The following is a 10,860-nucleotide window of genomic DNA, read 5'->3' as shown; positions in this document are numbered from 1 at the left end:
CGGTGTGGGCGTACGACCTGCGGCTGAAGCACACGCCCGCGGCCCCGGCGACGATGGCCGCGGCCCGCGCCCTGGACCTCCTGCTCGGCGCCACGGCCACCATGTCGGCACCCGGCACGACGAGTTCGGGCCGGACAGACGCCAAGGTACGCCCCACCGCATCCGCATCCGCGCCGGCATCCGCAACCGCATCCGCGCCGGCCTCCGCACCCCCGACTGCGTCAATAGCCGCGTCCGCCCTCGCCCTGGCCGCCCACACCTACGCCGTCACCGCCGTGTCCCGGCACGAAACCCAGGGCGGCTCCACGGTCACCCCCCTCGCCGCGCTCGGCGCGACCACCACGCTCGGCCTGCTGCTGGGACGGGCAGGCGCGGCGCCGGGGCCCCTTCAGGCAGTGACGGCCGCCTCGTATGCCCGCACCGCCGCCGTTCCCTACCTCCATGCCGCCCTCAATCCGTCCCCGCCCCTCACCCAACGCGCCGTCGGCGGCGGGATCCGCGCCCTGATCCCGCTCCAGGCCGCGCTCGCCGCCCGGTCCGGGGCCAACGGCACCGCCCTCGCCCTGCTGGGGCTCGTCCCCGCGGCCCGCACCCTCGCACGGAAGGTGAGCCCCACATGAGCGGCCGACAGCGACTGCGTCTCGGATACGGCACCAACGGCCTCACCGACCTCCGTCTGGACGACGCCCTCGGCCTGCTCGCGGAGCTGGGCTACGACGGTGTCGGCCTCACGCTCGACCACATGCACCTCGACCCGCTCGCCCCCGACCTCGCCGCCCGCACCGCCCAAGTAGCCCGTCGGCTCAGCGCCTTGGGACTCGGCGTCACCATCGAGACGGGCGCCCGCTATGTGCTCGACCCGCGCCGCAAGCACGGCCCCTCGCTGCTGGACGCGGAGCCGGAGGGGCGCGCGGCCCGCACCCGGTTGCTGATCACGGCGGTCCAGGTCGCCGCCGACCTCGGAGCGCACGCCGTGCACTGTTTCAGCGGGATCACGCCGCCCGGCACCGACTGCGACACCGCGTGGCAGCGCCTGCGGGAGGCGCTCACGCCCGTGCTCGACGCCGCGGCCACCGCCGGCGTACCGCTGGCCATCGAACCCGAACCGGGCCATCTCCTGGCCACCCTCGCCGACTTCCATCACCTGCGCACCTCGCTCGGCAGCCCCCCTCCGCTGGGTCTGACCCTCGACATCGGCCACTGCCAGTGTCTGGAGCCGGACCCGCCCGCCGAGTGCGTCCGGGCGGCGGCGCCCTGGCTGCGGCACGTGCAGATCGAGGACATGCGCCGCGGGGTGCACGAGCATCTGCCCTTCGGTGATGGCGAGATCGACTTCCCGCCGGTCCTGGACGCCCTCGCCGCCACCGGCTACCAGGGACTGACCGTCGTCGAACTGCCCCGCCACTCCCACGCCGGGCCCGAACTGGCCCGCAGTTCCATCGAGTTCCTGCGCAACGCGGAAGCCGCCACGAGAGGAGTGACGGCCGCATGACGCACACCGCTCCCCGGACCCGCGACGACATCACCGCCTCACTGCCGGCCGACACCGCGCGCGCCTGGTTCGACGAGGCGCTGGCGGAAGCCGTGGCCGCCGCGACCGCCGCACAGGCACCGCCGACGGCCAACTTCCCTTATCCCGCACCCAGCTGGGAGCTGCGCTTCGCCGCCGCCGGTCGGCACTGTGGCCACGACCACGCGGACGATGTTCGTGCGCTGCTGCTGGTCGAGGCCCGGGCGGGAGCCGAGACCGTGACCCGGCTCTACCAGCAGGGCACCGCCGCCGAACGCCGCGCCGTGCTGCGGGCTCTGCCCGCGCTGGTCGACGGGCCGCACGCCGTCCACCTCGTCGAGGACGCCCTGCGCAGCAACGACACCCGGCTCATCGCCGCAGCCGTCGGCCCCTACGCCGCCGCCCACCTCGATGCGCATGCCTGGCGGCACGCCGTCCTGAAGTGCCTGTTCACGGGCGTCCCCGTCGACGAGGTCGCGAGCTTGGCACAACGGGCCGCGGATGACGGGGAGTTGGCCCGCATGCTCACCGACTACGCCGCCGAGCGCACCGCCGCCGGCCGCGACGTCCCCGACGACCTCGGCCGCGTGCTGACCCTGACGGGCGTGACCCTGACGGGCGTGACCCTGACGGCCGAGGAGCCCAAGGAGGCGTGATGCGCATCTTCGACCCGCACATCCACATGACGTCCCGGACCACCGACGACTACCAGGCGATGCACGACGCCGGGGTGCGTGCCGTCGTGGAACCGTCGTTCTGGCTGGGCCAGCCCCGCACCAGTCCCTCCAGCTTCTTCGACTACTTCGACGCCCTGCTCGGCTGGGAGCCCTTCCGTGCCGCCCAGTACGGCATCGCCCACCACTGCACCCTCGCCCTCAACCCGAAGGAGGCCAACGACCCGCGCTGCACACCCGTCCTGGACGAACTGCCCCGCTATCTCGTCAAGGACCAGGTGGTGGCCGTCGGCGAGATCGGCTACGACTCCATGACACCGGCCGAGGACACCGCGCTGGCCGCCCAGCTCCAGCTCGCGGCCGACCACGAACTGCCCGCGCTCGTCCACACCCCCCACCGCGACAAGCTCGCGGGACTGCGCCGCACGGTGGACGTCGTCCGGGAGTCGAACCTGCCCACCGAGTGGGTGCTGCTCGACCATCTCAACGAGACCACCGTCAAGGAGGCCAAGGACAGCGGCTGTTGGCTCGGTTTCTCCGTCTACCCGGACACCAAGATGGACGAGGACCGCATGGTCGCCGTCCTGAAGGAGTACGGCCCGGAGAAGATCCTCGTCAACTCGGCCGCCGACTGGGGCAGGAGCGACCCGCTCAAGACCCGGAAGGTCGCCGACGCCATGCTCGCGGCCGGATTCGGCGAGGACGACGTCGACCAGGTGCTGTGGCGCAACCCCGTCGCCTTCTACGGACTCAGCGGACGCCTCCGGCTCGACGTCCCGCAGGCCCAGGACCTGCACGAGGGCAACTCCATCCTGCGCGGGGGCGAGTAGAGCGATGCGCTTGCGCCACCCCGACGGCTCCACCGTCCACCTCGCCTACTGCACCATCGTCCACCCGGCCGAGACCTTCGACGGTGTCCTCGCCCAGCTCCGCGACCACTGCGAACCGGTCCGCCGAAGTCTGGGCCGCGACCGCCTCGGCATCGGCCTGTGGCTCGCCAAGGACGCCGCCCGCACGCTGATCACCGACCCGGCGACGCTGCGGGGCCTGCGCGGCGAGCTGGACAGGCGCGGCCTGGAAGTGGTCACCCTGAACGGCTTCCCCTACGAGGGTTTCGGCGCCGAGGAGGTCAAGTACCGCGTCTGCAAGCCGGACTGGGCCGACCCCGAACGCCTGGAGCACACCACCGACCTGGCCCGGCTGCTGACCGCGCTCCTGCCCGACGACGTCACCGAGGGGACCATCTCCACGCTTCCGCTCGCCTGGCGCACCGACTTCGACGAGCGCGCCGCGGCCACCGCCACCGCGGCGCTGACCACCCTGTCGGAACGGCTCGACGCGCTTGAGGAACGGACCGGCAGGTCCATCCGGATCGCCCTGGAACCGGAGCCCGGGTGCACGGTGGAGACCACCACGGACGCGATCGGGCCGCTCAGAGCCCTGCCCGGTGACCGTATCGGCGTGTGCGTCGACACGTGCCACCTGGCCACGTCCTTCGAGGACCCGGCGTCGGCGCTGACGGCTCTCGGGACCGCCGGCATCGCCATCCCGAAGGCACAGCTGTCGGCGGCGCTGCACGCCGAACACCCCCACCTGCCGGAGGTCCGCGAAGCCCTCGCCGCCTCCCACCCGGTCGAACTGTTCATGGACCCGCTCGACCCGTACGTCCAAGGTCAAGGCGGCCACCGCGTTGGCCCGCAAGAAACTCGGCATGCGCTACCGCATGGCCGTCGTGCCCCTCGACCCCTCACCCATCCGCGGCAGCCACGGCCGCCGTCCCACGAGCGACGACGAAGGTCCGCTCGTCCTGGTCTCCACCCCCCGCGCAGTGTCCGGCCGCGTCGCGGCCACCGAAGTGAAGTCCCTTCTCCTGCGGCTCGCCGGCCTCTCCTGAGACGGCGGACGTCAGACACCCGCAGCACCGCGACAACCGAAAGAGAGATCCACTGTGACCGCGTTCAACGACGAAGCCGTCACCGGCGACGCCCTGCGCCGCACGCTCGGCGTCAACCGCCGCCGCTTCCTCAGCACCTGCACGGCCGTCACCGCCGCGGCGATCGCCGCCCCCGTCTTCGGCGCCACGCCCGCCCTGGCGCAGGACAGATCGCAGGCCGCCGGCCACGACCGGGGCCGTTCCGCCCTGGTCCCGCCGCACAAGCGCGGCATCATCCTCTACACCGTCCGTGACGCGATCGGCCGCGACCCGCTGGCCTCCGACCTGCCCTCCGGTTTCCGCGAGGTGTTCCGGCAGCTGTCCCGCTTCGGCTACCGCCAGGTGGAGTTCGCCGGCTACGGCCAGCACGCCAACGCGCCCGGCGGCGCCGATCTGGGCACCGTCGCGGGGGCGAGGCAGCTGCGCTCCTGGCTCGACGAGTACGGTCTGCGGGCGCAGGGCAGCCACGGCTACATCCCGCCGTCCTGGCCGCTGACCCCGTCCGACCTGGACACCTTCAAGCGCTTCCTGGAGATCGCCAACATCCTCGGCATGGAGCACATGGGCACCGGCGCCGACCCCACCAACACCCCTTACCGGGCCGACTGGGACGTGGCCGCGGAGAAGTGGAACACCCTGGGCGCCGTCGCCCGCGGCGAGGGCATCAAGCTGTACACCCACAACCACGACGCGGCCTACGACTTCCTGCTCGACGGCGGCCCGCTCGACGCCCAGGGCCGGCCGACCCGCAGCTCTGGCATCCGCAAGCTGGAGTACTTCCTGAAGGCGACGGACCGCAGGAACGTCTATCTGGAGCTGGACGTCTTCTGGGCGCACGTTGCCCGGTACAAGTTCCACACCTACACCGCCCACGACGGCTCCCAGCGCGAGGACGTCTTCGACCCGGCGGCGCTCGTGGTCCGCAACACCAACCGCTTCCCGCTCTTCCACGCCAAGGACGGCGTCGTCAACCTGCAGAGCGGTCTGGGCTACGACATGGTGCCGTTCGGCACGGGCGACATCGACTACCGCAGGTTCTTCACCCGGGTGGGTGCGAAGAACTACCACAACCCGATGGTCGAGCAGGACAACGCACCCAGCGCGACCGTCCCCGGTCAGTCGCTGGACTTCGCCAAGGTCGGCTACGACAACCTCGCGGCTCTGCGCGCCTGCAACTGACCGGCCGTCAGCCGTGCACCCCGCCCGGCGTCGTCCTGGCGTCGGTCGGGCCCGAAACAGCAGAAGTACCCGGAAAGACCGGGACGACCTCTCCTCGAAGAGATCCAAACCAGACCAAAGGAGTTCTGAGTGCGCAACAGACGGATCGTCACCCTCGTGGGGGCGGCTGCGATGGCCGGAGCCGTCGGGCTCCTGCCGCTCTCCCCGGCCCAGGCCGCCAAGTCGGACCCCGCACCGCCGGCCGCGTCGGACTTCCAGAAGGTCACCCTCAACGACCGCCCGGGCGAGCCCATGGCCCTGGCCGTCCTGCCCGACCGGCGGGTGCTGCACACGGCGCGCACCGGAGAGGTGCGCATCCACGACCCCAGGAGCGGCGTCAACTTCCTCGCCGCCGACATGAAGAAGAGCCCCGCCGGGCTGTACCAGCACGACGAGGAAGGCGTGCAGGGCATCGCCGTGGACCCCGGTTTCGCGAAGAACCACTGGGTCTACCTCTACTACTCGCCCCGTCTGGACACCCCCATGGACGACCCGGCCACCCCGGGCGTCAACGAGGGGGACGCGCCGCTGTTCGGCACGGACGCCGACTTCGCCAAGTACAAGGGCGTCACCCGCCTGTCGCGGTTCAAGCTCGTGGGCAACAAGCTCGACTTCGGCACCGAACAGAAGGTCATCGACGTACCCGCCGACCGCGGCATCTGCTGCCACGTCGGCGGCAAGATCGACTTCGACCACAAGGGCAACCTGTTCCTGTCGACGGGCGACGACTCCAACCCGTTCTCCTCCGACGGGTACGCCCCGCTCGACGACCGTCCCGACCGCAACCCGGCCTACGACGCGCGGCGCACCGCGGGCAACACCAACGACCTGCGCGGCAAGGTCCTGCGCATCAAGGCCAAGCGCAACGGCGGCTATGCCATACCCGACGGAAACCTCTTCGCGCCGGGCACCGCGAAGACCCGCCCCGAGATCTACGCCATGGGGCTGCGCAACCCGTTCCGCTTCGGAGTGGACGAGCGGACCGGCGAGCTCTACGTCGGCGACTACTCGCCCGACGCCAACACCGCCAACCCCGGCCGCGGCCCCGCCGGCCACGGGCGCTGGATGGTCATCGACCGCCCCGCCAACTACGGCTGGCCGTTCTGCGTGACCCAGGACATGCCCTACCAGGACTACGACTTCGCCACCCAGACCTCCAGCGGCGCCTTCGACTGCGCCAAGCCGGTCAACGACTCCCGCCACAACACCGGCCGCACCGAGCTGCCGCCGGTCGAGGACGCGGAGATCGTCTACGGCTACGGGGCCTCCGCTGAGTTCCCCGAACTCGGCACCGGCGGCATCGGCCCGATGGGCGGCCCGGCGTACCGCTACGACAAGCACAACAAGGCAGCCAACCGCTGGCCCCAGTACTTCGACGGCAAGCCGCTCTTCTACGAGTGGACCCGCGACCAGATGAAGGCCATCACCCTCGGCAGGAAGAACGAGGTGCGCAAGATCGAGGACGCCATTCCCTCGATCAAGACGGACGGTCCGATCGACGCCGAGTTCGGCCCGGACGGCGCGCTCTACGTCCTGGAGTACGGCACCGGGTACTTCGCGGAGCTTCCCGAGGCCCAGCTCTCCCGCATCGACTTCACACGCGGCAACCGCACCCCGGAGCCCAAGGTCACCGCGGACGTGGTCAACGGCACCAGCCCGCTGACGGTGCAGTTCTCCAGCGCCGGCACGAAGGACGCCGACGGCGACGCCCTGCGCTACGCGTGGGACTTCGACGCCGACGGCACCGTGGACTCCAGGGAGGCGAACCCGAAGCACACCTTCGACAAGAACGGTGTCTACGACGCCACGCTGAAGGTCACCGACAGCACCGGGCGCTCGGCCTCCGCGTCCGTGCCCGTCGTGGTCGGCAACAAGGCGCCGGTCGTCTCCCTCACCACCGACCCCGCTCCGCACGGCGGCACCGCGTTCCACTGGGGTGACACCGTCACCTGGGAGGTCACCGTCACCGACGACCAGCCGGTGGACTGCGCGAAGGTCACCGTCTCGTTCATCCTCGGGCACGACTCGCACGGTCACCCGCTGTCGTCGAGCAACGGCTGCTCCGGATCGTTCAAGACCTTCGTGGACGGCGGTCACAGCGGCTCGGACAACCTGAAGGCGGTCTTCAACGCCACCTACACCGACACGCCCCCGGCCGGCCTGCCGGCCCTCTCGGGCAGCGCCGAGGTCGCGCTGACACCGGCTGACTGACCTGTCGGACGAACAGATGCGGGGCGCCGGCCCGGGGGAGGGGCGGCGCCCCGCCTTCCTGTCCCGAGCACGGAATCCCGGGGCACACCTGACAGCCGGTCAGGCATCGGGGTCGACTCCGGGGTGCGTGAACCGCACGGGCCTGTTGAGCGAACGGGCGTAGGCGATCTCGGCCCGGGTACTGTCCCCGATGTAGTCGCCGACCACGAGCACCTCGTCAGCGAGCCGGATCTTCGCCCGGTGCAGATCGTCGAGCCGAGCCTTCAGCGCCGCGGCCTCGACGGGATCGGCCCCGAGCTCGTGCGGCGACTTCTCGTCACAGCCGGGTTTGACGACGATCCTTCCGGCTCTGGTCTCCCGCAGATCGGCCTCGTTCATCTCGGCGATGAAGCGGGTGGAGCCGCAGATCACGACGATACGCGGCAGGCCCGACAGCTTCTTCGCGTCGGCGAGCTTCTCCTCCGGGGTGAGCGGCGGCGGGTATGTCACGGGGTGCTCCTTCACGGTCTATAGCGTCGCTGCGTACAGAAGGCAAACCTCCCTCACTCGAAGGTGTGACGGTACGAGGCTGAAGGACCGATTCTCCGAACGACGTAGTGTCATATGCCTGTTGCTTCCAGCACGGGGCAACGGGCAAGGCAACGCACGAGGCGGGTCAGAGGAGAGGACGGCATCACCGGATGGCGGACACCGACTGGAGTGAACAGGGGCTGTGCCGGACTGCGGACCCCGACGAGCTGTTCGTCGAGGGCGCCGCGCAGAACCGTGCCAAGTCACTGTGCAGCGGCTGCATCGTACGGACCGAGTGTCTCGCCTACGCCCTGGACGAGCGCATCGAGTTCGGCATATGGGGAGGGATGACCGAACGTGAGCGCCGGGCCCTGCTGCGGCGCCGGCCCACCGTCGCGTCCTGGCGACGCCTTCTGACGACGGCTCGCGCTGCGCACCAGCGAGTTTCGGGAGCGGCTTGAGTTCTCGCGCCGCCCGCGTGGATGAACTGTCGAAGAACAACTGATGCGGGCCGCGGACATACTGTCCGCGGCCCGCATCAGGGAACCCCATCAGTGTTACGCGATGTTCGGGCCGGACAACACGGTCACGGCCGGCACATCAGGCGTGGCGGTGGGACCGTCGGTTGCCCGTGACGACCCGGTACAGCACGAGCAGGATGAGCGAGCCGACGATGGCGGCTATCCAGGTCGACAGGTCGAAGAACCCGTCGATCGAGTCGACGCCGAAGATCACCTTGCCGAGCCAGCCTCCGAGAAGCCCGCCGACGATGCCGATCAGCATGGTGATGATGATCCCGCCCGGGTCCTTACCGGGCAGCAGGAGCTTGGCAATGGCGCCGGCCAGCAGGCCGATCAGAATCCAGGCGATGATGCCCACGTCTCCTCCTCGTTCAGAAATACCTTCCCCACCCGAATACGCTCGGACGGAGAAAATAAACCTGGAATAAGGAAGGCCGCGATTCGAGACCGAGCCGTGATGATCGAGCCGGGTCCCGCGGTGGTCCCGCAGTCGCCCCAGGTCACCCGGTCAGGGTGATACCCGCCCTGCACACAACGGCACAGCATGAGGAGTCGGGCCGGTAAGGACCACATCTGCGAGGGAGACGCGCTCATGCATTACGAAATCCGCGTCGAGGGGCAGATGTCGAGGACGCTGACCGCCGCGTTTCCGGAGCTAAAGAGCTGCATCGTGGCCGAGCAGACCTGGATGTTCGGCCCGGTGACCGACGAGGGGCATCTGTACGGGCTGCTGGCACGGTTCCAGTCACTGGGCCTGCACGTGGTGGAGATGCGCCAGACGGCATCCTGAAGGGTCGCGCCGAACGTCACGTCGCGGGCGGCTTGGCATGGCAGCGGGCCCACTTGCGTCCGCTCCCGCACGGGCAGGGAGAGTTGTGGGGGCGGTGCGCGTCGTCACGCGCGTACTCACGCATGATCAACGAGGGAGGCTGCCCTCGGCGCAGCAGCTCGGCCATCGTGCGCATCGGGCGGTCGACGTGCTGGAAGAACGCCTTGAAACCGGCGCACAGATGGTTCAGACCCGGCTCGCCGCTCGGTGTCGTGTCGAAGCGGTCCTTGGGGCAGCCGCCGTGGCAGGCGAAGCGGACGTCGCAGTCGAGGCAGTAGCGGGGCAGGGTGTCGTACTTGTCCTGGCCGAACTTCCGTTGCTGCGGTGAGTCGACAAGCTCCAGCATGTGCCGGTCGCCGATGTTGCCGAGGAGATGGTCGGGCTCGACGAAGTGGTCGCAGGAGTACAGGTCCCCGTTGTGTTCCAGCGCCAGGGCGTTGCCACAGGTCCGGGAGTGCACGCACAACGAGGGCTGTTCCCCGTACCAGTTGGCCAGCGCCACGTCGAACATCTGGACGTAGACCTGGCCGACATCGCGGCGTACCCAGTCCTCGAAGACGTCGATCAGGAACCGGCCGTACTGCTGTCCGGTCACCGACCGGTCGGTGACTCGGTCGCCCTCCTGCCGGTAGAGGGGCCGGTCCGAGGCGCGCCGGCCCCAGCCTTCGTCGGCCAGCGGGAGGGTGTGAGCGGTGGCGCGTTCCACGATCGGGATGAACTGCATGTGTTCAGCACCGCAGTCGTCACGCAGGAAGGCGTAGATCTCGCGTCCGCGCCCGTCACTGGCGTCGTGCACAGTGGTGAGCGCGTTCCAGTTCACGCCGCTCGCGCGCAGGTGGTCAAGTCCGCGCATGACACGGTCGAAGGTGGGCTTGCCCGCCTTGTCGACGCGATAGGCGTCGTGCAGATCGCGAGGGCCGTCGATGGAGAGCCCGACGAGGAAGTCGTGGTCGCGGAAGAAGCCGGCCCATTCCGGGGTGATCAGCGTGCCGTTGGTCTGGACGGTGTTGACGATGCGCTGGCCGCGGCGGGCGTACCGTCTTTCGTGCTCCAGGGAACGGCGGAAGAAGTCCAGGCCCATCAGCAGAGGTTCACCGCCCTGCCAGGCCACTGTGACCTCGGGTGCCGGGCCATGTGCCTCGATCAGCTGCCGGATGTAGTTCTCCAGCAGTTCGTCGGCCATCCGGAACCTGCTGCCTTCGTACAGCAGCTCCTTGGAGAGGAAGAAGCAGTAGGTGCAGTCCAGGTTGCAGATGGCGCCCGCCGGCTTGGACAGCAGATGGAACGGCCGGCGCGGGATGGTCGGATCGGGCGGTTGGCGCGTGCTCATCGAGCCAGGATGGGACTGCGGTGCTCCCGGTGCGTCACCCCGCGGGGGTGACGCGCTCGATCTCCCCCGAGAGGACGCGCGGCCCACCTTCCGTAACCGGTCCGTCACTCTGTGAACGCGGGGC

General features: G+C 70.0%; 10 protein-coding genes and 3 pseudogenes. 10 read left to right on the top strand and 3 right to left on the bottom strand.

The window, feature by feature from the left end:
• The 8 genes and pseudogenes from EHS43_RS25625 to EHS43_RS25590 form a co-directional block, all read left to right on the top strand.
• Positions 1-620 (top strand): annotated as a pseudogene (locus tag EHS43_RS25625) (transferase); the annotation flags it as partial.
• On the top strand, positions 617-1,492 hold the full coding sequence (locus EHS43_RS25620) for a sugar phosphate isomerase/epimerase (protein ID WP_125193120.1): 876 nt from the start codon (positions 617-619) through the stop codon (positions 1,490-1,492). The pseudogene EHS43_RS25625 and the gene EHS43_RS25620, both read left to right, overlap by 4 nt.
• On the top strand, positions 1,489-2,166 hold the full coding sequence (locus tag EHS43_RS25615) for an EboA domain-containing protein (RefSeq protein WP_125193119.1): 678 nt from the start codon (positions 1,489-1,491) through the stop codon (positions 2,164-2,166). Before EHS43_RS25620 ends, EHS43_RS25615 begins: the two co-directional genes overlap by 4 nt.
• Positions 2,166-3,014 (top strand): TatD family hydrolase, encoded by an 849-nt coding sequence (locus tag EHS43_RS25610; RefSeq protein ID WP_125193118.1) that lies wholly within the window; start codon positions 2,166-2,168, stop codon positions 3,012-3,014. The genes EHS43_RS25615 and EHS43_RS25610 overlap by 1 nt, the downstream gene beginning before the upstream one ends.
• A 4-nt stretch (positions 3,015-3,018) precedes the next feature.
• Positions 3,019-3,807: pseudogene (gene eboE / locus EHS43_RS25605) on the top strand (metabolite traffic protein EboE); the annotation flags it as partial.
• A 6-nt stretch (positions 3,808-3,813) separates the two neighbouring features.
• Positions 3,814-4,078, top strand: a pseudogene (locus tag EHS43_RS25600) (alkaline phosphatase family protein); the annotation flags it as partial.
• A 54-nt stretch (positions 4,079-4,132) separates the two neighbouring features.
• Positions 4,133-5,296, top strand: coding sequence for a sugar phosphate isomerase/epimerase (locus EHS43_RS25595; RefSeq protein ID WP_125193117.1), 1,164 nt, complete (start codon positions 4,133-4,135; stop codon positions 5,294-5,296).
• A 129-nt stretch (positions 5,297-5,425) separates the two neighbouring features.
• On the top strand, positions 5,426-7,546 hold the full coding sequence (locus tag EHS43_RS25590) for a PQQ-dependent sugar dehydrogenase (RefSeq protein ID WP_125193116.1): 2,121 nt from the start codon (positions 5,426-5,428) through the stop codon (positions 7,544-7,546).
• Between the two features lie 99 nt (positions 7,547-7,645).
• Here EHS43_RS25590 and EHS43_RS25585 read toward each other — a convergent pair whose 3' ends face one another.
• Positions 7,646-8,035 (bottom strand): hypothetical protein, encoded by a 390-nt coding sequence (locus EHS43_RS25585; RefSeq protein WP_125193115.1) that lies wholly within the window; start codon positions 8,033-8,035, stop codon positions 7,646-7,648.
• A 191-nt stretch (positions 8,036-8,226) separates the two neighbouring features.
• Between EHS43_RS25585 and EHS43_RS25580 the strand changes: the two genes are divergently transcribed.
• Positions 8,227-8,517 (top strand): WhiB family transcriptional regulator, encoded by a 291-nt coding sequence (locus EHS43_RS25580; protein ID WP_125193114.1) that lies wholly within the window; start codon positions 8,227-8,229, stop codon positions 8,515-8,517.
• 139 nt (positions 8,518-8,656) lie between these two features.
• Here EHS43_RS25580 and EHS43_RS25575 read toward each other — a convergent pair whose 3' ends face one another.
• Positions 8,657-8,935: a GlsB/YeaQ/YmgE family stress response membrane protein gene (locus EHS43_RS25575; RefSeq protein ID WP_020120489.1), complete on the bottom strand. Its 279-nt coding sequence runs from the start codon at positions 8,933-8,935 to the stop codon at positions 8,657-8,659.
• Positions 8,936-9,169: 234 nt separating this feature from the next.
• Here EHS43_RS25575 and EHS43_RS25570 point away from each other — a divergent pair, with 234 nt between their 5' ends.
• Positions 9,170-9,367 (top strand): hypothetical protein, encoded by a 198-nt coding sequence (locus EHS43_RS25570; protein ID WP_125193113.1) that lies wholly within the window; start codon positions 9,170-9,172, stop codon positions 9,365-9,367.
• Positions 9,368-9,383: 16 nt separating this feature from the next.
• On the opposite strand, the gene EHS43_RS25565 is transcribed toward EHS43_RS25570, so the two are convergent.
• Positions 9,384-10,736, bottom strand: a complete 1,353-nt coding sequence (locus tag EHS43_RS25565; protein ID WP_125193112.1) for an anaerobic sulfatase maturase — start codon at positions 10,734-10,736, stop codon at positions 9,384-9,386.
• Positions 10,737-10,860: the final 124 nt, after the last annotated feature.

Origin of the sequence: Streptomyces sp. RP5T, assembly GCF_003933965.1 — a bacterium.
Taxonomy (GTDB): Bacteria; Actinomycetota; Actinomycetes; order Streptomycetales; family Streptomycetaceae; genus Streptomyces.
Note: the sequence above shows the minus strand (reverse complement) of the source record. Positions and strands in the feature narration are given on the sequence as shown.